At 37.5% G+C, this 22,351-nt stretch carries 22 protein-coding genes; 8 read left to right on the top strand and 14 right to left on the bottom strand.

What is annotated here, in order from left to right; all coding sequences use genetic code 11:
* Nucleotides 1–3: 3 nt before the first annotated feature.
* The gene (locus ESZ48_RS07445; protein WP_129016704.1) at nt 4–513 is read left to right on the top strand and encodes a hypothetical protein; all 510 of its coding nucleotides are present in this window, start codon (nt 4–6) and stop codon (nt 511–513) included.
* Between the two features lie 61 nt (nt 514–574).
* Here ESZ48_RS07445 and ESZ48_RS07440 read toward each other — a convergent pair whose 3' ends face one another.
* A complete protein-coding gene (locus ESZ48_RS07440; RefSeq protein WP_129016703.1) occupies nt 575–1,018 on the bottom strand; it encodes an Lrp/AsnC family transcriptional regulator in 444 nt (147 codons plus the stop codon).
* 117 nt (nt 1,019–1,135) lie between these two features.
* On the opposite strand from ESZ48_RS07440, the gene ESZ48_RS07435 reads away from it, so the two are divergent.
* Nucleotides 1,136–1,531, top strand: coding sequence for a hypothetical protein (locus ESZ48_RS07435; protein WP_129016702.1), 396 nt, complete (start codon nt 1,136–1,138; stop codon nt 1,529–1,531).
* Nucleotides 1,532–1,626: 95 nt separating this feature from the next.
* On the opposite strand, the gene ESZ48_RS07430 is transcribed toward ESZ48_RS07435, so the two are convergent.
* From ESZ48_RS07430 to ESZ48_RS07425, 3 genes are all read right to left on the bottom strand, one after another.
* Nucleotides 1,627–2,166, bottom strand: a complete 540-nt coding sequence (locus ESZ48_RS07430) for a sigma-70 family RNA polymerase sigma factor (RefSeq protein WP_129016701.1) — start codon at nt 2,164–2,166, stop codon at nt 1,627–1,629.
* A gap of 690 nt (nt 2,167–2,856) precedes the next feature.
* The gene (locus ESZ48_RS19655; RefSeq protein WP_262707965.1) at nt 2,857–2,988 is read right to left on the bottom strand and encodes a hypothetical protein; all 132 of its coding nucleotides are present in this window, start codon (nt 2,986–2,988) and stop codon (nt 2,857–2,859) included.
* A gap of 672 nt (nt 2,989–3,660) precedes the next feature.
* Nucleotides 3,661–7,083, bottom strand: coding sequence for a methylmalonyl-CoA mutase family protein (locus ESZ48_RS07425; RefSeq protein ID WP_129016700.1), 3,423 nt, complete (start codon nt 7,081–7,083; stop codon nt 3,661–3,663).
* Between the two features lie 196 nt (nt 7,084–7,279).
* Here ESZ48_RS07425 and ESZ48_RS07420 point away from each other — a divergent pair, with 196 nt between their 5' ends.
* The 3 genes from ESZ48_RS07420 to ESZ48_RS07410 all read left to right on the top strand — a co-directional run bounded on the left by ESZ48_RS07420 (nt 7,280) and on the right by ESZ48_RS07410 (nt 8,659).
* Nucleotides 7,280–7,993, top strand: coding sequence for a DUF4197 domain-containing protein (locus tag ESZ48_RS07420; RefSeq protein ID WP_129016699.1), 714 nt, complete (start codon nt 7,280–7,282; stop codon nt 7,991–7,993).
* A gap of 155 nt (nt 7,994–8,148) precedes the next feature.
* Nucleotides 8,149–8,346 (top strand): Lacal_2735 family protein, encoded by a 198-nt coding sequence (locus ESZ48_RS07415; RefSeq protein WP_129016698.1) that lies wholly within the window; start codon nt 8,149–8,151, stop codon nt 8,344–8,346.
* A gap of 85 nt (nt 8,347–8,431) precedes the next feature.
* Nucleotides 8,432–8,659 (top strand): hypothetical protein, encoded by a 228-nt coding sequence (locus tag ESZ48_RS07410; protein WP_129016697.1) that lies wholly within the window; start codon nt 8,432–8,434, stop codon nt 8,657–8,659.
* Here the strand turns inward: ESZ48_RS07410 and ESZ48_RS07405 are convergent.
* The 3 genes from ESZ48_RS07405 to prfA form a co-directional block, all read right to left on the bottom strand.
* Complete coding sequence (locus ESZ48_RS07405; protein ID WP_129016696.1) at nt 8,613–9,416, bottom strand: ABC transporter substrate-binding protein; 804 nt, start codon at nt 9,414–9,416, stop codon at nt 8,613–8,615. The two genes, ESZ48_RS07410 and ESZ48_RS07405, sit on opposite strands and share 47 nt — an antisense overlap.
* 99 nt (nt 9,417–9,515) lie before the next feature.
* On the bottom strand, nt 9,516–10,334 hold the full coding sequence (gene pyrF / locus ESZ48_RS07400) for an orotidine-5'-phosphate decarboxylase (RefSeq protein ID WP_129016695.1): 819 nt from the start codon (nt 10,332–10,334) through the stop codon (nt 9,516–9,518).
* 32 nt (nt 10,335–10,366) lie between these two features.
* Nucleotides 10,367–11,443: a peptide chain release factor 1 gene (gene prfA, locus ESZ48_RS07395; protein WP_129016694.1), complete on the bottom strand. Its 1,077-nt coding sequence runs from the start codon at nt 11,441–11,443 to the stop codon at nt 10,367–10,369.
* Between the two features lie 169 nt (nt 11,444–11,612).
* Here prfA and ESZ48_RS07390 point away from each other — a divergent pair, with 169 nt between their 5' ends.
* Genes ESZ48_RS07390 through ESZ48_RS07385 form a run of 3 tightly spaced genes read left to right on the top strand, consistent with a single transcriptional unit; the run spans nt 11,613 to nt 12,551 of the window.
* On the top strand, nt 11,613–11,903 hold the full coding sequence (locus tag ESZ48_RS07390) for a hypothetical protein (RefSeq protein WP_129016693.1): 291 nt from the start codon (nt 11,613–11,615) through the stop codon (nt 11,901–11,903).
* Nucleotides 11,900–12,148 (top strand): ATP-binding cassette domain-containing protein, encoded by a 249-nt coding sequence (locus ESZ48_RS19540; RefSeq protein WP_223266387.1) that lies wholly within the window; start codon nt 11,900–11,902, stop codon nt 12,146–12,148. The genes ESZ48_RS07390 and ESZ48_RS19540 overlap by 4 nt, the downstream gene beginning before the upstream one ends.
* Entirely contained in the window at nt 12,084–12,551 is a 468-nt protein-coding gene (locus ESZ48_RS07385; RefSeq protein ID WP_223266386.1) for an AAA family ATPase, read from the top strand. The genes ESZ48_RS19540 and ESZ48_RS07385 overlap by 65 nt, the downstream gene beginning before the upstream one ends.
* A gap of 144 nt (nt 12,552–12,695) precedes the next feature.
* Here the strand turns inward: ESZ48_RS07385 and ESZ48_RS07380 are convergent, their stop codons facing one another.
* The 7 genes from ESZ48_RS07380 to ESZ48_RS07355 form a co-directional block, all read right to left on the bottom strand.
* Nucleotides 12,696–15,248: an adenosylcobalamin-dependent ribonucleoside-diphosphate reductase gene (locus ESZ48_RS07380; RefSeq protein WP_129016692.1), complete on the bottom strand. Its 2,553-nt coding sequence runs from the start codon at nt 15,246–15,248 to the stop codon at nt 12,696–12,698.
* A gap of 195 nt (nt 15,249–15,443) precedes the next feature.
* Entirely contained in the window at nt 15,444–16,394 is a 951-nt protein-coding gene (locus ESZ48_RS07375; RefSeq protein WP_129016691.1) for a DUF3078 domain-containing protein, read from the bottom strand.
* A 29-nt stretch (nt 16,395–16,423) separates the two neighbouring features.
* Nucleotides 16,424–17,602 (bottom strand): AIR synthase related protein, encoded by a 1,179-nt coding sequence (locus ESZ48_RS07370; protein WP_129016690.1) that lies wholly within the window; start codon nt 17,600–17,602, stop codon nt 16,424–16,426.
* Nucleotides 17,603–17,638: 36 nt separating this feature from the next.
* Nucleotides 17,639–18,316, bottom strand: a complete 678-nt coding sequence (locus tag ESZ48_RS07365; RefSeq protein ID WP_129016689.1) for an outer membrane beta-barrel protein — start codon at nt 18,314–18,316, stop codon at nt 17,639–17,641.
* A gap of 217 nt (nt 18,317–18,533) precedes the next feature.
* On the bottom strand, nt 18,534–18,686 hold the full coding sequence (locus ESZ48_RS19260; RefSeq protein WP_190246213.1) for a hypothetical protein: 153 nt from the start codon (nt 18,684–18,686) through the stop codon (nt 18,534–18,536).
* A 243-nt stretch (nt 18,687–18,929) separates the two neighbouring features.
* A complete protein-coding gene (locus ESZ48_RS07360; RefSeq protein ID WP_129016688.1) occupies nt 18,930–21,116 on the bottom strand; it encodes a glutamine synthetase III family protein in 2,187 nt (728 codons plus the stop codon).
* A gap of 121 nt (nt 21,117–21,237) precedes the next feature.
* A complete protein-coding gene (locus tag ESZ48_RS07355) occupies nt 21,238–22,191 on the bottom strand; it encodes a calcium/sodium antiporter (RefSeq protein ID WP_129016687.1) in 954 nt (317 codons plus the stop codon).
* Nucleotides 22,192–22,351 lie beyond the last annotated feature (160 nt).

The raw sequence follows: 22,351 nt of genomic DNA, 5'->3' as shown, positions 1-22,351 counted from the left end.
CGCATGGAACAGTGGGAAAAACTGCCTGTATTCCAAAAGGCACGCGAAATCATGGACCTTGTAGGCTCCATTATCGAGTCCGTTGAAAAAACCGATATTGAATTTGGTGACCCTATTGAGGTCGAAATGATGCAACACAATCTCAAATACATGGGCATGAACGCCTCCATCATTCCTGCTAAAATAGCTGGTGCGTCGTCTGAAGATATGCTCTACGACATTAGAATGGAAAATGCCACTATTATTAGAAAAGCAGCAATGGAGTTGATAACTGATGCGAGGGGCTTACAGATGCATGGATATCCTGATACTGAATATTTAGATATCTTAAGAAATGAGGTAGAAGAATTCAGGGTATTATTTGCTGAATGGGTTAAAACCTTTGATTGCTGGAACTATATTATTGACCGATGGGGACTTTTTAATCCTCCAGGAGTTAACTATGACGACGTGGATCCTGACGACGATATTCCTTTCAATTTTGATGATTTCGACGGATTTGACGACCTTTAAATAACAGATAAAAGCTTATTTAAAATTAAGGAACGTGTCTGTCAAATCTTACGTCAATGGATTAATTGATTGGTCGCACTTCATTGTATTTTATCACATGAGATAAAACAATCTGCGTTTTAGTTTCACCATAAACAATGAGCTGGTCAATAAAACTTTCTAAATGTTTCTGGTTCTTAAGCACCACTTCCATAACAATGTTTTCATTACCTGTTATTCTGTAGCAATTCAAAACCTCATCATAAGTTTTTACTTTTTCCAAAAACGGTTTCAGCATGCCCATAAAAGCCCTTAAGGTAATTATCGCCTTTAACTGATAACCGGCTTCAAAGGGAGAAACAAAGGCATGATAGCCCTGAATAATTCCGGCATCTTCCATCTTTCTAATACGTTCAGAGACTGCAGGAGAACTTATTCCCACCTGTCTTCCAATTTCAGCGTTAGACTGACGTGCTCCGTTTTGTAAACACTTCAGAATCTTCCAATTAAGCGAATCTATACTCATTTAAAGAAAATTAACTATAAAACTTTAATTATTAAAGCAAATATAGTGTTTTACTTTAAAATCAATTATAATACCAGTGAATTTGTCACTAAATTTGATAAAAAGCTTTTAACAAACATGTCGTACCCAATTCCATCTCACCTACCCGAAATGCCGCTTTATAAAAAGGCGATAGAAATCATTATTCTATCCAGAAGTATTTCCACATATTTGAATCAAGACTTAGCATACTTAAAACCAGACGGTTCTGAAGATACAGATATTTATTTTTCTGGTGATATTGTACAACAATCCACGTCTTTGGCTCCTGAAATTGTCAATGCAGAAATGGAACGTCATTCTGATAAAAAATACAAGCATATTGCCTCTTTGGAACGTTTGACCAATTTACTCTATAAAAATTGCAAACGATTAGAAAAAAGCCATAGTAATGGTAGGGAATATCTTCCTATATTAAGAAGAGAGTTAAGGAAATTTAGAAGATTGCAACACACTTGGATGATGACTTTGTAATATTTTAAATTCCAAACAAAACAAATTCCAAATTCCGAGTTTTCGATATACAGGCCACATTCCAATAAGAATCTTCAAGAAAAAAATAAAATTGCTTAATTGCAGATTTTACAGTTTTCCTTTTCTTGCAATTCGCCCACCAAATACCCATTATCGTTGATCTTAAAATTACAACATTCCACAAAACCTTGTGCAACGAGTTTTCTTGCACGCTGAATCTGCGATTTCACCGTTGGCAAGGGCAGGTCCAATTGCTCAGAAATTTGAGCCTGTTTCAAACCTTGTATATCTGCTAAAATTAACGGATCTCTATATTTTTTTGGTAATGATTTGATGATGCCATGCAAACAATCCTCTCTGGTATGATTAGAATTGGTGTGCTCTTCAATAATATCATTATCTTCAATTGGATAACTAAGGTTATTTTGTCTAAAATAATCCACGACCGTATAACGGGCAATCGAGAATACCCATGGTTTTAATTTACGATCATCTTTTAAAGTATCCAATTTTACGTGGACTTTGATAAACGTCTCTTGAAGCAAATCATCAGCTATAACGCCATCTTTCACCTTACTTAAAATAAAATGTTTAATGTCTTGCGCGTATAAATCCCAAACGGTTTTCGTTTTCATAAAAGCTCATTAAAAAAGAGTCCACTTTAGTATAAAATTACTAAAAACAGACTCCTATTATTAACATTTTAAACTAAGCTTAACAGTTGCAATTCTGACAGGTACAATTTTCACAGGTACATGCCGCGCAGTTTCCCATATGACAACTGTCACAATTACATGTGCATTCTTTATTATTCATGATCTATATATTTTAAGGTTCATCTAATAGACGTGAAAAGAGGGATAAAGATGCATTTTTTGATACTTTTTTATAAGCTTTGATCAATAGTTGAGCAAAACCCATTTTTAAATTGGATTTTACCTAAAATAATATCGCAACTGGAATTTTTTAAACATTCAAATAGAAACGATCCTAATGCCATTTGTCAGGATTTGCATCGATATGATTCAAAATGTTTTGAATAGATTTCTTTTGTCTAATAATATGGACATGTAATGACCTTTTCCAGACGAAATCTGCAAAACCAGCGCGATGGATCATTTTTGAAGATGTTGTTTTAAAAGCCCCGATTAAACTTGACAAAAATTTTATTCTAACCGAAAAATTGGTGGATGGATTTATTTATATCCCATTGGATTCTTTTAAGACCAAATTATCATACAGATTATTGAATATAAAAGACCTCACAGGTTTTAAAAACCTGTGAGGTCTGAATAAAATTATCTTAAAAAATTTAATTAAAAAAACTAATCAAAACCATTCCAACCCTCTATCTGGCTTTCTGCCAAATGATATTTTTCCGATTTGATAGTGTAGATCAACCATTCAAAATAGTTTTTGGATTGTCTAGTAAACTTGTAACGAAGTGTAGTTTCCATAGTTGAATCATTTTATAGGTTATACTTAAATAGGTAAATAGCGACTCTACAAAACTAGTCCTGAAAAATGATAACAGCACAATTTGGTAAGACATATTAGTTGTTTTACAAATTTAACTACCTAATAAGCACAGACTTACAAAAAAAGACGATGAATGGTGAAGACTATAATCAAAAAATCCTGAACGTTTTATGTTCAGGATGATTTTATTTGATTAAGAAATGTGAAAAAAAACGAATGTCTTAAATCCTTTAACCCTAAAACGGGATAAGCCCTTCAGCTACGCTCAGGGTAAACTTTTCACACACGTTTTCCGAAAAGGAAAATGTGGTTCAACAAGTCTCAGATTGACATTAAAAGATCCCGCTAAAAAGCGGGATAAGCCCTTCGGCTACGCTCAGGGTAAACTTTTCACACAAGTTTTCCGAAAAGGAAAATATGGTTCAGCAAGTATCAGCTAAGCATCAAAAAATCCCGCTAAAAAGCGGGATAAGCCCTTCGGCTACGCTCAGGGTAAACTTTTCACACACGTTTTCCGAAAAGGAAAACTTGGTTCAGCAAGTATCAGCTAAGCATCAAAAGATCCCGCCAAAAGCGGGATAAGCCCTTCGGCTGAGCTCAGGGTAAACTTTTCACACAAGTTTTCCGAAAAGGAAAACTTGGTTCGCTGCTTACATATTTCGTCTGTACTGCCCGCCTACTTCAAATAAGGCTTCGGTGATTTGACCCAATGAACTTACTTTACATACTTCCATCAAAGCCTCAAAAATATTCTCGTTATGAATGGCTTTGTGCTGTAAGTCTTTTAATAAGTCTTCAATATCATTTCCTTTGTGAAGATTTTCAAGTGTTTGGATTTGAAATTGCTTTTCTTCTTCCGTTGCTCTAATAACTTCCTTTGGAATAATCGTTGGTGATCCTTGACTGCTTAAAAAAGTATTCACACCAATGATCGGAAATTCGCCATTGTGTTTTAAAGTTTCGTAATACAAGCTTTCTTCCTGAATCTTACTGCGTTGGTACATGGTTTCCATAGCCCCTAGAACACCTCCTCTTTCGGTAATACGATCAAATTCCAACAACACTGCTTCTTCTACCAAATCGGTCAATTCTTCGATGATGAACGAGCCTTGGATCGGGTTTTCGTTCTTAGCCAGTCCTAATTCCTTATTGATAATCAATTGAATGGCCATGGCGCGTCTCACGGATTCTTCGGTAGGTGTCGTAATGGCTTCGTCATAGGCATTTGTGTGCAGCGAATTACAATTATCATATATCGCATACAATGCCTGAAGTGTGGTTCTTATATCATTAAAATCAATCTCCTGCGCGTGCAAACTACGCCCGGAAGTTTGAATGTGATATTTCAACATTTGTGCTCTCGGATCGGCGCCATATTTGTTTTTCATCGCCTTAGCCCAAATCTTACGGGCCACACGACCAATCACTGCATATTCAGGATCGATACCGTTGGAGAAAAAGAAGGATAAGTTTGGACCAAATTTATTGATGTCCATCCCTCGGCTTAAATAATACTCCACGTAAGTAAATCCGTTGGATAAAGTCAATGCCAATTGCGTAATAGGATTGGCTCCCGCTTCGGCAATATGATATCCTGAAATAGATACAGAATAGAAGTTGCGCACATTGTTCTCAATGAAATATTCCTGCACATCACCCATCAATCGCAATGCAAATTCTGTTGAAAAAATACAGGTATTCTGTGCTTGATCTTCTTTTAAGATATCGGCTTGAACAGTACCACGTACTTGGGCAATTGTTTTGGTTTTGATATCTTGGTAAACATCATTCGGCAATACCTGATCGCCTGTAACACCTAAAAGCATCAATCCCAATCCGTTATTACTCTCTGGCAATTCGCCTTTATAACTTGGGCGTTCCACACCTTTGTCTTTATAGATTTTGGCAATTTTGGCCTCCACTTCCTTTTCAAGTCCGTTTTCCTTGATGTACAACTCACATTGCTGATCAATGGCAGCATTCATAAAAAAGCCCAACAACATTGGCGCAGGGCCGTTGATGGTCATACTTACAGAGGTCATAGGATGCGACAGGTTAAAACCGGAATAAAGTTTTTTGGCATCATCCAAGCAACAGATGCTCACCCCGGCATTTCCAATCTTACCATAAATATCAGGTCGATGATCGGGATCATTTCCGTAAAGTGTAACGCTATCAAATGCAGTTGACAAACGTTTTGCCGGTAATCCCATGCTCACATAATGAAAGCGACGATTCGTCCGTTCAGGACCGCCTTCGCCTGCAAACATACGCGCCGGATCTTCACCTGTTCTTTTAAAAGGATACAGTCCTGAAGTAAAAGGAAATTCGCCCGGTACATTCTCCTGCAGTATCCATTTTAAAATATCACCCCAAGCTTGGTATTTCGGAAGGGCAACTTTAGGAATCTGTAAATGTGAAAGAGATTCTGTATGTGTTTCAATCTTTATTTCCTTTCCTCTAACTTTAAACGAATAGATAGGGTTTTTGTAGGTATTGACTTTTTCATCCCAACCGGTGATGACTTCCCAATTGTAGGGATCAAGATTCAATTTGACACGATCAAACTCGCCCACCAACAGTTTTATGAAATCCTTGTTTTCGTCATCGGTTGGAATGATCGATTTACTATCTATGCCAGCTTTGTCCAATTCTGGGGTTTGCCCAACAACCGATTCGAGTGTTTTATAAATCCCATAAAGCTTTTGTGCCACTTCAACTTGTTCAGTGGCCGTTTTATCATAAGCGCGATTACTTTCTGCTATTTCAGAGAGGTAGCGTGTTCTTGCCGGAGGAATCACAAAAATCTTTTCGCTCATTTCATCAGAAATCGTAAAAGTCGATTTTAAATCGGCTTTTGTTATTTCAACAATTTTATCCATGATTGCCTTATACAGCGTATTCATTCCTGGATCATTAAATTGCGAAGCAATCGTTCCAAAAACCGGCAAATCCTTTTGATCTACATCCCATAAGAGATGGTTACGTACGTATTGCTTTTTCACATCGCGCAACGCATCCAAAGAACCACGTTTATCAAATTTGTTGATGGCCACCAAATCGGCAAAATCGAGCATGTCAATCTTTTCCAATTGGGTTGCGGCACCAAATTCTGGCGTCATAACGTATAAGGACACATCAGAATGCTCAATGATTTCCGTATCCGACTGGCCTATTCCCGATGTTTCGATAATGATTAAATCATATTCTGCGGCTTTTAAAACTTGAATCGCTTCATTGACATATTTAGAAAGTGCAAGATTGGATTGACGTGTTGCCAAACTACGCATATACACGCGAGGGTTGTTGATGGCGTTCATTCGGATACGGTCTCCAAGTAAAGCCCCGCCAGTTTTTCGTTTTGAAGGATCAACAGAGACCAAAGCCACTGTTTTCTCCGGAAAATCAATTAAAAACCGACGTACCAATTCATCCACCAAAGAAGATTTTCCCGCACCTCCAGTTCCGGTAATCCCAAGAACTGGTGTTTTGGAAGTTTTATTTTTAACGTGAATCTTATCTAAAACAGCTTCTGCAACTTCAGGATAGTTTTCCGCTGAAGAGATGATTCTTGCAATAGCTTTTGGATTCTTTTTCTTTAAATCATTTAATTCAACATCCAGCACATCCCCAATAGCATAATCAGAAGTTTCCACCAAATCATTGATCATCCCTTGCAAACCCATTTCTCTACCGTCATCTGGGGCATAAATTCTAGTAATGCCATAAGCCATCAATTCCTTGATTTCTGATGGAAGAATGACACCGCCGCCACCACCAAAAATTTTGATATGTTCCGCCCCTTTTTCCTTTAACAGGTCATACATGTATTTGAAATACTCATTATGTCCACCTTGATAGGAGGTTATTGCAATGGCATTGACATCTTCTTGAATGGCCGTATTGACCACTTCCTCCACACTTCTATCATGGCCTAAATGAATGACCTCAACGCCTGTAGATTGGATGATGCGTCGCATAATATTGATAGCGGCATCATGGCCATCAAAAAGAGAAGCGGCGGTTACTATTCTAACTTTATGTTTTGGTTTGTATGGTGGTGCTTGTATCATTGTTAAAAATTGAATTTATACGTCCTGCAAATTTACAGATTTTATAAAAGAAGTCACCCAATATTGTGAATAGTTTAGATTTACATGCGCGCTTACTGACAAAGCGGAAAACTTGGTTTTTATTTCAAAAACTTGCCCGAACATTTATTATCTAAACTATTTGATATATTTTTGAACTCACTAAAATTAATTATATATGAAAAAGTCATTCGTTGTTTTACTTACGTTGTTTACACTATATTCCTGTGCAGAGTTACAGAGCGTTGTTGATTCTTTGCCACAAGGCGGAGGTGTGCTTAGCAATACTGATATTGCAGCTGGTCTAAGACAAGCTCTGGATTTAGGTATTGATAAACAAGTGACCAAACTGACCAAAACCGATGGTTTTTATGGAAATGACCTTGTTAAAATCCTTTTACCGGCTGAATTACAAAAAGTAGACAAAGGGTTGCGTGATATTGGCCTTGGAAGTCTTGCTGATGAAGGCTTAAAAGTGCTCAACAGAGCTGCGGAAGATGCCGTAAAGGAAGCCACACCAATTTTCGTGAATGCAGTTAAGGACATTACTTTTGCCGATGCACGAAATATTCTTTTGGGAACGGATGATGCTGCGACGCAATATCTTAACAATAAGACCCACACATCTTTATATGCAAAATTCCATCCTGTAATCAATAATTCGTTTTCAAAAGTTGGGGCAGATCAAATTTGGCAAAACCTGATCAACAGATATAATGCCATTCCCTTTACCAGCAATGTCAATCCGGATTTGACCGATTACGTCACCGAACAAGCCCTAAAAGGAGTGTTTACGATGATTGCGGTTGAAGAAAAAGAAATCAGAAATAAAGTAGGCGCAAGAAGCACAGATCTTTTAAGACGGGTTTTTGCACTACAAGACTCAAAATAATTTCAAAAAGACATAAAGCATGTGATTTGAACATGATTGATATGATCAAAAGTCGATGGGAATTATCCATCGACTTTTTTTATGAATATTTTTAAAAATTTAACTTGTTCGTTAAGTGTATTTTAGATATATTTAACTTTCAAACTGTGGTAGTCATGAAAACTTCATTGGAAATTAAATCGCACCAACTCAAACTACAAAAACGGTATAAGCAACTTATTGAACAAGCCTACAACGTTCGTCAAACGGATCATGCCTTAAGTGATATCTCAGAGTATAAAGCCATAAAGCTTTTACACAAACTGAATCGTTTGAAATATTTAAACAGAGAGCCCATAAAAAGGCTGAATTAAATATTATAAAAATTTTAACTTTATCTGCACGTCCTTAGCGACTTATCACTCGTATTTATAGATTAAGATCATATCCTAATAACCTATGAATACACATAATTGCAAAGTTGGAAAAGTTAAGTTTGGCCTCAACGAAGTCTTGAACTTAAAAGAAGTAGAAAAAAACTACATTAAATTTACTGAAGAAGCCTATAATCTGTTACAATCAGACGCCAGTTTGAGTGACTTTTTATACCATGAAGCTTCCAAATTGAGAAAGATCATCCTCAACTTAAAGAATTCTGAGACCACTGATGTTGATGCAGCGTTTTAAAATAATCAAACGCTTTCAATAATCGCGATCCATACCAGGAAAACATTTCACCATCCACCACAAGAATAGTGGCGTTTGGAAAGAATGGTTTGATGTGTTGGATGTGCTTTCCTTTGAATGGGAATGGCTCGCTTGAGAGCAGGACAAGTTCTGAGTTTTCCGGAAGTGTTGCGTCGAGTACAACTTCTGGATACCGACTGAACTGTACATAATAATTCTCAAACCCATTTAGGCGCAATAATTCGTCTATAAAATTATGTCTTGCCGCGACCATCCACGGTTCTTTCCAAATAAAATAAGCGGCCGTTCTTTTTGGTTTATCTTTGATAAAATCCTCAAACTCAAATTTCTTTTTAGAGATCTCTTTTATAATTTCAATAGCGGCATCTTTCTTTAAGAACAGGTGTCCATATAATTCGATTAATTCGAGGGTATCTTCTATTGTATAAATGTCACTGATATGTACAGTGGCTATTTTTTCCAATTCCTGAATCATCTCTTTAGTGTTTTCTTCTTTATTGCACAGGATAATATCAGGTTTCAAGTCTTTTATTTTATTAAAATGGACATGTTTTGTACCACCAACAACGACTTTTTCTTCTTTTAAATGAATTGGGTGCACACAGAATTTGGTAATTCCTACAATTGAAGATTCCAATCCTAAATCTACCAACAGTTCGGTTTGTGAAGGAACCAAGGAGATGATCCGCTTAGGAGTTTGATCTAATACGATATGTCTATGGAGTTGATCTTTCATTTGTTCCTCGCAGAGGCGCTAAGACGCCAAGTAAAGTTCGGTTTAAAACCTAACATATTATTGAGTTCTTAGGTGCTTCAGAACCAGAAGCTTAAAACATTAATACACGTCTAAAATAGTGGCCATTTCCTGCTGTAATTCCCTTGCTTTTTCGGCAGAAACTTCAGCAAAATCCTTTCCGTTTGATGCATAGATAATTCCTCTTGATGAGTTGATCAAAAGCCCCACTGAGTTGTTCATTCCATATTTGCAAACATCTTGAAGATTACCACCTTGCGCCCCAACACCTGGAACCAACAAAAAACTGTTTGGTATGATACTGCGGATATCGGCTAAATATTCCGCTTTTGTGGCTCCAACAACATACATAAGGTTTTCGGAATTCTTCCAGGTTTTTGAAGTTTCCAGAACGTGCTTATACACTTCTTTGCCATCGATTGTTTTTGTTTGAAAATCAAAAGCTCCTTCATTGGAAGTCAAGGCCAAAAGAATGGTATGTTTTTCCTTAAACTCCAAAAATGGCTCAACAGAATCCTTTCCCATATATGGGGCAACGGTAACACTGTCAAAGCCTAAGTCTTCAAAAAACGCTTTCGCATACATGCTGCTGGTATTTCCAATATCGCCGCGTTTGGCATCGGCAATAGTGAAAATTTCAGGATGTTTTTGATTGAGATATTGAATCGTTCTTTCCAGAGATTTCCAGCCCTTTAATCCATAAGCTTCATAAAACGCCGTATTGGGTTTGTAAGCCACACATAACTGGTGCGTGGCGTCAATGATAGCTTTGTTAAATGCAAAAATAGGATCTTCTTCTTTGAGAAGGTGTTCTGGGATTTTGCTCAAATCGACATCTAATCCAATACATAGAAAAGATTTCTTTAGTCTGATTTGCTCAATAAGTTGTGGTGTTGTCATACCATAAAAAAGCCTCAAAATGAGGCTTGTTATTAAATTACGTCTGTATTTGATTTTAACTTCTGGGTGTTTTCTGCCAATTGCAGCTCATCAATGATCCGCTGAATATCACCATTGACAATATTCCCGAGATCATAAAGTGTCAACCCAATTCTATGGTCTGTGACGCGTCCTTGCGAATAATTATAGGTTCTAATTTTCGCACTTCTATCACCCGAACTTACCATAGAGCCACGCTTTTCAGCATCTGCGGCATTTTTCTTCGCCAACTCCATTTCATAGATACGTGAACGCAGTACTTTAAATGCCTTCTCCTTATTCTTGTGCTGCGATTTCTGATCCTGACACTGTGCCACTAATCCGGTTGGAATGTGGGTTAAACGTACAGCTGAATAGGTCGTGTTTACCGATTGACCTCCTGGACCTGAAGAACAGAAAAAATCAATTCTCACATCTTTCGGATTAATCTCTACATCAAATTCTTCAGCTTCCGGAAAAACCATTACCGTTGCAGCACTCGTATGGACACGTCCTTGGGTTTCTGTTTGAGGCACGCGTTGCACACGGTGTACTCCGGCTTCAAACTTCATTGTTCCGTAGACATCTTCACCGGAAATTGCAAATTGAATTTCCTTGAAACCTCCGTTTGTGCCTTCGCTATAATCTACCACATCTACTTTCCATCCTCTGCTCTCACAATATTTACTGTACATTCTAAACAAATCGCCCGCAAAAATACTTGCCTCATCTCCACCTGTGCCGGCACGAAGTTCCATAACTGCATTTTTGACATCCTCAGGATCCTGCGGAATCAACATCATGCGGATTTCATCTTCCAGTTTTGGTATCCCGTCTTTCGCTTCGTCATATTGCATCTTGGCCATTTCCACCATTTCTGGATCACTGCCATCATTTAAAATCTCTTCGGCTTCGGCCAAATTGTTAGTCAATTCTAAATACTCCTCGCGCTTATTCATCAACTTGCGCAAGTCCTTATATTCTTTATTGAGTTCAATATAACGCTTTTGATCTGTCATGATATTTGGTTGGATAATTAAATCGCTAACCTCATCAAAGCGTTGTTTTACTATTTGTAACTTGTCTAACATAAATGGTTTAATTGTGATGCAAAAGTACAATAATTTCTTAATTGTGAATTGGGAATTTTCATTATAGCCGAAAGAAATGCCACCAGAGAGGAATGATTTGCTCCTATAAAAAAAAACGGACTTGAAATATTTTTAAAAAATAAGTTCTTGAAAAATTCGTTTACTATTTATGACACACCGCTTAGGAGCCATATTATTGTTTTACAAACCCTTCTTTTTATGGTCCATGGCCATCAATGTTTTGATTGTTATTTTCAACCCTTACATCTTACCAAGCATCATCACCAAACTACTGCTCACGTTTTTTGTTTGGTTTTTGGTACGCGAAACCAACATTAAACGCAAATTGATATTTTATAAGAATTTAGGAATATCCACTTGGCGATTATTTTCAACTCTATTTGTGATTGATGTGGCAATAACTATCAGCTTTCTAATGTTAATGAAAGCGTTTATATGACAATTGAATTGGATAGCGTTGAATTGAATTTTAACAAACGACGCATCTTGTATGGCATCTATTTAAAAGCCGAAACCAATCAGGTTGTGGGTCTTCTAGGGAGAAATGGATCGGGTAAGAGCTGCTTGCTACAAATATTATTTGGTTCGTTAAAACCAAAGTACAAATTAATAAAACTCAATGGAAAGCCAGTTACCGCACCCATTATACCTATCAAAAAGAGCATCTTATCTCCCTCAGCATGACTTTACTCCTGATGGTTTAAAGATTAAAACTTTATTCCAGCTCATGAAGTTGAGCTGGGACACCTTTCTATGCCATTTTGAAAGTTTCCGGTCTTATCAGAACATCGCAATATCTAAATTGTCTGGTGGCGAACGACGGATTATTGAAACTTATGTCATTTTAAAAAGCGAAAGCCCAATCATTTTATTGGATGAACCTTTTTCCAATATTTCACCTCTACATATTGAAAAAATCAAACAACTTATAGAAATTGAGAAGGCAGGTAAAATCATCATCGTCACAGATCATTATTACCTGGATATCATAGATATTAGTGACACTCTTTATCTTTTGAATAATGGCTGCACAAAAAAAATCGAAAAACTGGAAGAACTCGAAGATTACAAATATCTTAATCTCTAAAATTTATAATCAAGAACTTCAGGGCAAGTCCACGAGGTATGAATAACAAAATACGTTTTCGATAGACGCGAGTCTCGGCGTATTAAAACCCACTGGTGGGAATAAAAAAAGGAGGCTATCAACCTCCTTTTTCCAATTCAAATTTTATCCACATTTTGAAGACCCACAATCCTTGCAGGTCAAACAACCTTCTTGGTAGATGAGATTTTCAGATTTACAGCTGCTGCACGATTGGCCCTTTGCCTGAGTTCCATCTTCCACATAGCGTTTCAAGGCTCTCGCCACACCGTTTTTCCATGTGTTGATAGACTCGGTATCCAATTGCAAACTATTGATTAAATCCACAACTTTATCAATGGGCATCCCGTGACGTAACGTACTTGAAATCATTTTGGCATAGTTCCAATATTCTGGATCAAATTTATGTGAAAGGCCTTCAATGGTCGTTTTATAACCTCTCATGTTCTGGTATTGGAAATCATAGCGAGACGTGCCGTCTTCGTTTCTGTTTTTGATGATAAACCCTTTATTTGCCCAACGCGGAATTAAAATTCCGTCTTCATCATCAGCAAGTCCAGTGAAAATCTCATAAGGCTTACCATCTATTAAACCGATAAAGGCAATCCACTTTTCTTTGTTGTTTTGGAATCTGACCACATCAGCTTCCAAAGTTTGTGGACGCTTAGTTGGAAACGTCGTCAAGGTTTCTTGCGCCTCTTCTTTCTTTTCTTCATTTGAGATCAACACCCCAGAACGTGAGCCATCGCGATAAACAGTAACGCCTTTACAACCCTTCTCCCAAGCTTCCATGTAAAGTTGCCCTACCAACTCCTCAGTGGCGTCATTAGGCAAGTTGATGGTAACACTGATAGAATGATCCACCCATTTTTGAACCGCACCTTGCATAGAAACTTTGCTCATCCAATCTACATCATTGGACGTGGCTTTATAATATGGCGATTTTTTGATCAGGACATCCAATTCCTTTTGATCATAATTTTTACTGATATCGTAACCGTTCACCTCCATCCATTGTCGGAATCTATGGTGAAAAACCACATATTCTTCCCAAGAATCACCAACCTCATCAACAAAATCCACACGAGCCTCTTTGTCATTAGGGTTAACCTTGCGGCGTCTTTTATAGACTGGCATGAACACAGGCTCAATACCGGAAGAGGTTTGCGTCATCAAACTTGTAGTACCTGTTGGAGCAATAGTCAATAGCGCAATATTACGACGGCCAAATTCGCTCATGTCATAATATAATTTTTCATCGGCTTCTTTTAATCGTTGAATGAATGGGTTGTTCTTTTCCCGCTCCATATCAAAAAATGCAAAAGCACCGCGCTCTTTAGCTAAATCAACCGATGCACGATAAGCCGCCAACGCTAAAGTTTTATGAACTTCTACTGAAAACTTATTTCCTTTTTTGCTGCCATATTGAATTCCTAAAGCAGCCAGCATATCGCCTTCTGCTGTAATTCCGACACCGGTTCTTCTTCCTTCTTTTGCTTTAGTCCTAATATTGACCCATAAATTCCGCTCAGTAGCTTTGACTTCATCTTCTTCAGGATCTGCATCAATTTTCTGTAAAATGACATCTATTTTTTCCAATTCCAAATCGATGATATCATCCATAATACGTTGCGCTGCAGCAACATGTTTTTTGAAAAGTTCAAAATTGAATTTTGCTTCTGTTGTAAAAGGTTGCTCTACGTATGAAAATAAATTGATGGCCAACAAGCGACAGGAATCATAAGGACATAATGGAATTTCACCACATGGATTGGTAGACACTGTTTTATATCCTAAATCAGCATAACAATCTGGAAGGGATTCATTAATGATGGTATCCCAGAATAAAATTCCAGGTTCAGCCGATTTCCAAGCGTTATGGACAATTTTCTTCCAAATAGCATTCGCTTCAATGGTTTTTGAAAATTTAGGATTATCACTAAAAATTGGATATTTCTGAACGTACTTGCTGTTAGATTTCACAGCGTTCATAAATTCGTCATCGATTCTTACAGAAACGTTGGCGCCCGTAACTTTACCTTGCTCGAGTTTGGCGTCAATAAAATCTTCAGCATCCGGGTGATTGATGGAAACTGACAACATTAAGGCACCTCTACGACCATCTTGCGCCACTTCTCTTGTAGAATTGGAATAACGCTCCATAAATGGAACTATACCTGTGGAGGTCAAAGCCGAGTTTTTTACAGGAGAACTCTTTGGACGAATATGCGACAAATCATGTCCTACCCCACCACGACGTTTCATTAATTGAACCTGCTCCTGGTCAATTTTCATAATCCCTCCATACGAATCGGAGTCGCCAGAATTACCAATTACGAAACAGTTGGAAAGTGAGGCAATCTGAAATGGGTTACCAATTCCTGCCATCGGACTGCCTTGGGGGACAATGTATTTGAAATCTTTGATGATATCAAAAATCTCTTGTTCTGACATTGGGTTTTGATATTTTGACTCAACGCGTGCAATTTCTTTTGCAATCCGGTTGTGCATATCATTTGGTGTCAATTCATAAATGTGACCTTCTGAATCTTTAAGGGCATATTTATTTAACCAAACTCTTGCGGCCAAATCATCGCCTTTAAAATAGTCTAAAGCAGCATTAAAAGCTTCTTCTTGTGTGTAGGTCGGGGTTGGGGAGGTAAGCGTGTCAACTTTCATGGATTAATATACTTTTATCAATTAAAGAAATGTTTTATAAAAGTATAAAGAAACGAAAAATAATCAACTTAGTCTAAGATCGAAATCATGAAGTTTACAAACAAATGACATCAACTCATTGTCAATCAATGTGTCAGATATTTATCAACATAATAAAGTTAACAAATATTTTAAATATGTGTAGGTTCTTGAAATTTAGAAATTAATAGTCACACCGATGCCCAAGAGTTGCTTCCATTGCACTTTTGCACCCCGCTCAACATACTCTCCATCTATTCCAGTAGGTGTAGAAATTTTAATATCATCATCATATTTCAAATGGGAACTTAAAGAGGCTCTTACAAACTGGTTGACCTTAAAATCAAAAGCAACCAACCAGTCCACATCCACATTTCCAAAATTCTCAAGATAATCCGTATACAAATTGAGCTTGGTAGAAATTTTAATATTTTCAAACATTTCAGTCTCAAAAAAATGGGACACTAAAATACCAACTTCATTTCTTATTCTTTGTCCAGATCGGATCAAGTTTCCATCTAGATCATAAACCGCTGGCTCAACCCCAAAAGCCCCTTTATTGGCCAAGGCCTCATCTAAGACAAATGTGGTTTTTACCGTTAAAGGTGAAAAATAAAATGAAAACTTTTCAAAATCCTTACCGTACTCAGCACCAGCACCAATAAACATATAACCAGGAGCCATAAACTTAGAGATGGGCGTTTCTTTATTAGGGTAATTATAGCCATTGGTAAACTGCGACTTAAAATTAAGATGTCCTGAAAAGAACCAGTTGGTCAAGGAATCTTTTCTGTAGCCCATTTTAGAGTCGATCTCAAGAATATCTTCAGTTTTTCTTAAGGTCTGAGCTTCTTGTTTATTCACCCCGTAGCGAATCTTACCGCTATTTTTCCAAAAAAAGTTTTGGCGATCATAATTTAAGGATGAATTCAATCCCAAGAGTCCGGAAATAGAATTACTCCCCCCTGAACTCCAGTTGACAAAGGTCACTTCACTAATATCAAGACTGACTCGGTTTTTTTGAATCCATTTTGGCTTCTCTATAGCAGCAACTGAATCTTTATTTGTTGTTTGACCGTTTAAAAATTGACATAGCAACACTATGCTCAAAAACACAATAGTTCTCATTAAGTAGGGATTAATGGTTTAGACCAGTTTTAATAATTAAATTCTCCAAATTCACTTTTAATGGTCAACTGCTTTTTAGCGGCATTTTCCACCCTACCCACTATTTGTGCTTCTACGTTAAACGATCTTGATATTGAAATCAGATCTTCAGCGATTGAAGAAGACACATATAGTTCCATACGGTGGCCGCAGTTGAACACTTGATACATTTCCTTCCAACTGGTGTTGGATTGCTCCTGAATCAACTTAAACAACGGAGGAATTGGAAATAAATTATCTTTTATGACATGAAGGTCATTTATAAAATGAAGAATCTTAGTTTGGGCACCACCACTGCAATGCACCATCCCATGAATATCTTCTGAATTGTATTTTGATAACATCTTTTTGATGATTGGCGCATAGGTGCGGGTTGGCGACAGCACCAATTTTCCTGCATCCAAAGGAGAACCTTCCACGGCATCAGTTAATTTAACATTTCCCGAATACACTAAATGCTCAGGTACAGCCGCGTCAAAGCTTTCTGGGAATTTCTCCGCCAAATATTTATGAAACACATCATGACGTGCAGAAGTAAGTCCATTACTGCCCATCCCGCCGTTATACTCGCTTTCATAGCTTGCTTGTCCTGAAGAGGACAAACCAACAATAACATCACCAGCCTGAATGTTAGCGTTATCGATCACATCAGAACGCTTCATGCGTGCCGTAACCGTAGAGTCCACAATGATGGTACGCACTAAATCACCTACATCAGCAGTTTCACCTCCGGTAGAATGAATAGTGACTCCAAAAGATTTCAATTCTGCGATCAATTCTTCTGAACCATTTATAATGGCAGAAATCACCTCACCCGGAATTAAATTTTTATTCCTACCAATGGTAGAAGACAACATAATATTATCTGAAGCACCAACACAAAGCAAATCGTCAATATTCATGATCAATGCATCTTGCGCAATGCCTTTCCAAACTGAAATATCACCAGTCTCCTTCCAATACATATAGGCCAATGAGGATTTTGTACCTGCACCATCAGCATGCATGATCAAACAGTAATCTTCATCATTGGTGAGATAATCTGGAACAATCTTACAAAACGCCTGTGGGAACAGACCTTTATCTATGTTTTTAATGGCATTGTGCACATCCTCCTTAGAAGCGGAGACGCCTCTTTGAGCATACCGTTTACTGATATCTTGACTCATAATATAAATTGGAAACGCAAAAATAAGGATTGTATCTTAGTTTTCCTTGATAATCGGATTTGAATTCATAATAGAAGGTGAACCTTTCAAAATCTTATCTTTTTTATCGCGGCCACCAAAGTACATATTGACGCCGACCAAAATACGCCAATAGGCATCATCAGACGCTCCATAAATTCTGCCATCAAGTGTATCACTCAAAACGTAATTGTAGTCTGCCAGCATCCTTAAACCCATTCCTGGAGCCACGATAATTTCAAATCCTGCACCTCCCTGAAATTTGGCTGCGGTCTGGGTAAAATAATTAGAGGCATTTAAACCACCACCGGCAAACATAAATGGGGAAAAATTTTTATACGGAAATATGAGATATTCCAGGTTGACATCAAAAGACATAAAACCCTCGTTATAGATATCCTTAAATGCGAGATTGAATTTGTTATAGGTCAAACCAATATTGACATGTGGAGAAAGACTTCTTTTATAACCCACACGGAAGGCTAGTTCAAACATTGGATCGGGAAGATCGCCATTGATATTTGACGTTCCAATGGCCGCCTCAATAACATTGGTCCCTCTATAGTCAAAGAATAAAGATTTCCTATCCAAATTTTTACTCTCCTCTTGCTTTTCGTTTTGTGCAAGCGACTTAAAACTGAAGAGCGTCAGAATTACTAGTGTTATGGTCTTTAAAAAACAAGAATAAGTTTTCATAAATTTTTAATTTGAGTCAAAACTTGAAACCATTGATTTTAGTGTAAATCGATATACACTTTAATGACTTGTAACAAATTTTATTTAATGCTGCAGAGGGTCAAATCTGACTGATTTTAAGATAAAAAAAAGGACAGCTAATTCAAAAAGAATTAGTTGTCCTTTGCTGTTTTTACTATATGATTGAATAATGGGTTTTTCTTAATAAAAACTCAAATTAATATTTAAATTGAGCGTTCTTTTGAAATCCATCATGAACAATAACTACAGTATCTTTTTTCATAACCGGAGCATCATCATTCGAATCACCTTGAGAAAACAAATAGGTCGCAAATGCCAAAGCCGCAAGGCTGAGTATAAGTTTTTTCATTTTAATAATTATTGATTAATAGCACTACAAAGATAGGTAACGAAGAGGCTGAAAACGAGCTTTAAAGCATCTATTTTTAACGATAATCAATAATTTCGACTAGTTGCATTTTATCAAGATGAAATGCATTTTTTCAAGCGGTAATATACGTAGTGATACGTATTAAAAAGCATGTTTGAAGCTTCAATAACAAAAAAACCTCTTTAATTAGAGGTTTTTATATTATTAAATTATGAGTTAAAATTAATTTGTAAACAACAACTCACGGTATTTGGTCATTGGCCATAATTCATCATCCACCAACAATTCCAATTTATCACAATGGTAACGAATGCTATCAAACAAAGGTTTTACTTTAAAGCAATAATCGTTCGCTCTAATTTCAAAATCTTCGATAAGATTTGCCGTTCTTCTCTCATCGGTCATTCTGGTCACATCAGAGTTAATTGAAGAAATATGTCCTGAAATATCTTCGATCAGATTCAACTGTTCTTGGGCGAATTTTTTAAAGTCTTTTCCGTAAATCTCCTTCAGGCCTTTTACGTTTTTAATCAATCTATTTTGATATTGGACGGCCACTGGCACAATATGATTACGCGCGATATCACCAAGCACTCGACCTTCAATTTGAATGCGCAAAATATAATCTTCCATTTCAATCTCATAACGCGACTCAGACTCAATTCTGTTCATGACGCCCATGTCCTCAAAAAGCTTGATTGCCTTTTCGGAAACCTTCGCTTTTAATGCTTCAGGAGTCGTTCTATGATTGCTAAGACCTCGCTTTGCGGCCTCTTCTTGCCAAGCTTCACCATATCCATTTCCTTCAAATAGAATGTTTTTAGATTTTTTAATATAATCTCTCAAGACGTTGAAAATGGCATCGTCCTTTTTCATTTCTTTTTTCTTGATCAATTTATCTACCTCTAGCTTAAAATCGCGCAATTGTTTGGCGACAATCGTATTTAGAACCGTCATCGGATTGGCGCAGTTAGCAGTGGATCCCACGGCTCTGAACTCAAACTTATTTCCTGTAAAGGCAAAAGGAGATGTCCTGTTCCGATCGGTATTGTCCAATAAGACATCCGGAATTTTCCCTACGACATTCAATTTCAATTCTGTTTTTTCCTCTGGAGACAACTTACCATTGGTAACATTCTCCAATTCATTTAAGACTCCCGTCAATTGCTCCCCGATAAAAACCGACATAATTGCCGGTGGCGCTTCATTGGCACCCAAACGGTGGTCATTGCTCGCTGAGGCTATTGCAGCCCTTAAAAGCTCTTCATTATCATTGACAGCCTTGATGGTATTAATAAAAAATGTTAAGAATTGTAGATTGCTCATCGGGGTTTTACCAGGACCTAACAAGTTAATGCCAGTATCTGTAGTCAAACTCCAATTATTGTGTTTTCCAGAGCCATTAACGCCAGCAAACGGTTTTTCATGGAACAATACCCTAAAATTGTGACGTTCCGCAACTTTGTGCATGACATCCATCAATAAAGAGTTGTGGTCCACTGCAAGATTGGCCTCATCATAAATGGGCGCCAATTCAAATTGGTTGGGAGCCACTTCATTATGACGTGTCTTAACCGGAATCCCCAGCAGCATACATTCAACCTCCAAATCCCTCATATAAGCTAAAGCTCTGGCCGGAATAGATCCAAAATAATGATCATCCAATTGTTGTCCTTTTGCAGCAGAATGGCCTAATAATGTACGCCCTGTCTGAACGATATCGGGTCTAGAGGCTGCAAGCGCACTGTCAATCAAAAAATATTCTTGTTCCCAGCCCAATGAAGTATTAACCTTTTTAACATTTTTGTCGAAATATTTACAAACTGCAACTGCGGCAGTATCCATGGCAAATAAGGCTCTTAGAAGCGGTGTTTTATAATCTAAAGCTTCTCCTGTATAGGATACAAAAACGGTAGGGATACATAACGTGGTCCCGTAGATAAATGCTGGTGAAGTTGGATCCCATGCCGTGTATCCGCGAGCTTCAAAGGTATTTCTAATCCCACCATTAGGAAAGCTGGACGCATCTGGCTCTTGCTGGACTAATTGCGTGCCACCAAACTTTTCAATAGCCAATCCGTTTCCAATCGTTTCAAAAAATGCATCGTGTTTTTCAGCAGTAGAGCCGGTTAAGGGTTGAAACCAGTGTGAATAATGGGTTGCCCCTTTTGAAATGGACCATTCCTTCATTCCTGTCGAAATATGATCGGCCACAGAACGATCAATCTTCGCTCCGGTTTCAACAGCGGCCATAACGCTATTAAAAGCTTCTTTTGTTAGAAACTGCCGCATGGTTGCCTCATTAAAAACATTCGCACCAAAGATTTCTGAGCGCCTTTGTTTTTCTTCGATGTGAACTGGTTTGCGATTAAGAGTTTTTTTAATTGCGTAAAATCTTAAAGTGGACATAATTATATTTTTAATGAAAATTATATCGCAAAAATAAAAAAAACTGAACACAAATCGATGGATACCCTAAAATAAATAGGGTCAAGTAGTAAAAATTACGAGATTCGTAGCATTAGACCCTCTATTTTTCGATGTAGAATGCTAAAAAGATGAAAACAAGATAAGATGCTAACAAAATAAATCCTTTGAATCTTCCCAATTCAAATTTTTTAGGCAGGAAAATCATTGGGAGCAAAACAAAAGCAACTGCAATCATCCAAATCATGTCACTACTTAATATTTTAGGACTATTTACTGCAATTGGCTGAATCATCGCTGTTAGACCAAGTACAGAAGCTATATTAAAAATATTGGAACCAATTAAATTACCTAAAGAAATCGCTTTCTCCTTTTTCAACGCTGCGATTACCGAGGCCGCCAATTCCGGAACACTTGTACCGATGGCTACCATCGTGACCGAGATCACCCGTTCACTTACACCAAGTGACACTGCCATCTCCTTAGCTCCAAAAACCAACCACTCACTACCAAAATAAAGTGCCAGTGCACCTATAAGCAACCAAACGGTGAGTTTAAATCCAGAGGTCACCTGAAGGGTTTCATCAATAGCTCCAACCGCTATATCAGGCTCTTTTTTAGAGCGCCTGATCAGTACGACAAGAAAAATAATTAAGGAAAGCAATAAAGCAGCACCCTCCCATCGGTCTAAAACATTACCACTCTGCAACATGAAGTATAGCACAACGGACAGTAACATCATCATTGGCCAATTGAGTTTATAAAAATTCTTGTCAACCGTTAAAGGCGATATAAGTACCGTAATCCCCAAAACCAAACCGATATTGGCAATGTTGGAACCAATCACATTTCCTAATGCAAAATCAGAAGAGCCATCCAAGGCGGCCTGCAAACTCACTAGAAGTTCAGGAGCTGATGTCGCAAACGAAACGACTGTCATCCCGATGACCAGCTTGGTGATCTTGAATTTTAAAGAGAGGGCCAAAGCGGCACGCACCAAAAACTCGCCACCAACTACCAATAGAATCAATCCTAAAACCACCCAAACTATACTCATAAAAAATTTTTTTTGCGAAGATACTATATTCAAATTATGAGGAAGGCTTTGAAGTTTACGAATTTTATAAAATTTCAATGCGCATTGCCAAATCGTCATAAACCTAAAGTCGGATTAATCAGTATTCAGGAGATCCAAAGGCCGGTCTAAAACGACTAAT

Origin of the sequence: Gelidibacter gilvus (assembly GCF_004115975.1) — a bacterium.
GTDB lineage: Bacteria > Bacteroidota > Bacteroidia > Flavobacteriales > Flavobacteriaceae > Gelidibacter > Gelidibacter gilvus.
This window is presented reverse-complemented; position numbering and strand designations above follow the sequence as displayed.

Bases quoted from the DNA above. Each gene is read 5' to 3' on its own strand.
- ESZ48_RS07380 (WP_129016692.1), bottom strand. From the start codon at position 15,248: ATGAAAGTTGACACGCTTACCTCCCCAACCCCGACCTACACACAAGAA.
- ESZ48_RS07355 (WP_129016687.1), bottom strand. From the start codon at position 22,191: ATGAGTATAGTTTGGGTGGTTTTAGGATTGATTCTATTGGTAGTTGGT.
- ESZ48_RS07385 (WP_223266386.1), top strand. From the start codon at position 12,084: ATGGAAAGCCAGTTACCGCACCCATTATACCTATCAAAAAGAGCATCT.
- ESZ48_RS19540 (WP_223266387.1), top strand. From the start codon at position 11,900: ATGACAATTGAATTGGATAGCGTTGAATTGAATTTTAACAAACGACGC.
- ESZ48_RS07360 (WP_129016688.1), bottom strand. From the start codon at position 21,116: ATGTCCACTTTAAGATTTTACGCAATTAAAAAAACTCTTAATCGCAAA.
- pyrF (WP_129016695.1), bottom strand. From the start codon at position 10,334: ATGACAACACCACAACTTATTGAGCAAATCAGACTAAAGAAATCTTTT.
- ESZ48_RS07440 (WP_129016703.1), bottom strand. From the start codon at position 1,018: ATGAGTATAGATTCGCTTAATTGGAAGATTCTGAAGTGTTTACAAAAC.
- ESZ48_RS07420 (WP_129016699.1), top strand. From the start codon at position 7,280: ATGAAAAAGTCATTCGTTGTTTTACTTACGTTGTTTACACTATATTCC.
- ESZ48_RS07370 (WP_129016690.1), bottom strand. From the start codon at position 17,602: ATGAGTCAAGATATCAGTAAACGGTATGCTCAAAGAGGCGTCTCCGCT.
- prfA (WP_129016694.1), bottom strand. From the start codon at position 11,443: ATGTTAGACAAGTTACAAATAGTAAAACAACGCTTTGATGAGGTTAGC.
- ESZ48_RS19260 (WP_190246213.1), bottom strand. From the start codon at position 18,686: ATGAAAAAACTTATACTCAGCCTTGCGGCTTTGGCATTTGCGACCTAT.
- ESZ48_RS07375 (WP_129016691.1), bottom strand. From the start codon at position 16,394: ATGAGAACTATTGTGTTTTTGAGCATAGTGTTGCTATGTCAATTTTTA.
- ESZ48_RS07425 (WP_129016700.1), bottom strand. From the start codon at position 7,083: ATGATACAAGCACCACCATACAAACCAAAACATAAAGTTAGAATAGTA.
- ESZ48_RS07430 (WP_129016701.1), bottom strand. From the start codon at position 2,166: ATGAAAACGAAAACCGTTTGGGATTTATACGCGCAAGACATTAAACAT.
- ESZ48_RS07365 (WP_129016689.1), bottom strand. From the start codon at position 18,316: ATGAAAACTTATTCTTGTTTTTTAAAGACCATAACACTAGTAATTCTG.
- ESZ48_RS07405 (WP_129016696.1), bottom strand. From the start codon at position 9,416: ATGAAAGATCAACTCCATAGACATATCGTATTAGATCAAACTCCTAAG.
- ESZ48_RS07390 (WP_129016693.1), top strand. From the start codon at position 11,613: ATGACACACCGCTTAGGAGCCATATTATTGTTTTACAAACCCTTCTTT.
- ESZ48_RS07410 (WP_129016697.1), top strand. From the start codon at position 8,432: ATGAATACACATAATTGCAAAGTTGGAAAAGTTAAGTTTGGCCTCAAC.
- ESZ48_RS07445 (WP_129016704.1), top strand. From the start codon at position 4: ATGGAACAGTGGGAAAAACTGCCTGTATTCCAAAAGGCACGCGAAATC.
- ESZ48_RS07415 (WP_129016698.1), top strand. From the start codon at position 8,149: ATGAAAACTTCATTGGAAATTAAATCGCACCAACTCAAACTACAAAAA.
- ESZ48_RS07435 (WP_129016702.1), top strand. From the start codon at position 1,136: ATGTCGTACCCAATTCCATCTCACCTACCCGAAATGCCGCTTTATAAA.
- ESZ48_RS19655 (WP_262707965.1), bottom strand. From the start codon at position 2,988: ATGGAAACTACACTTCGTTACAAGTTTACTAGACAATCCAAAAACTAT.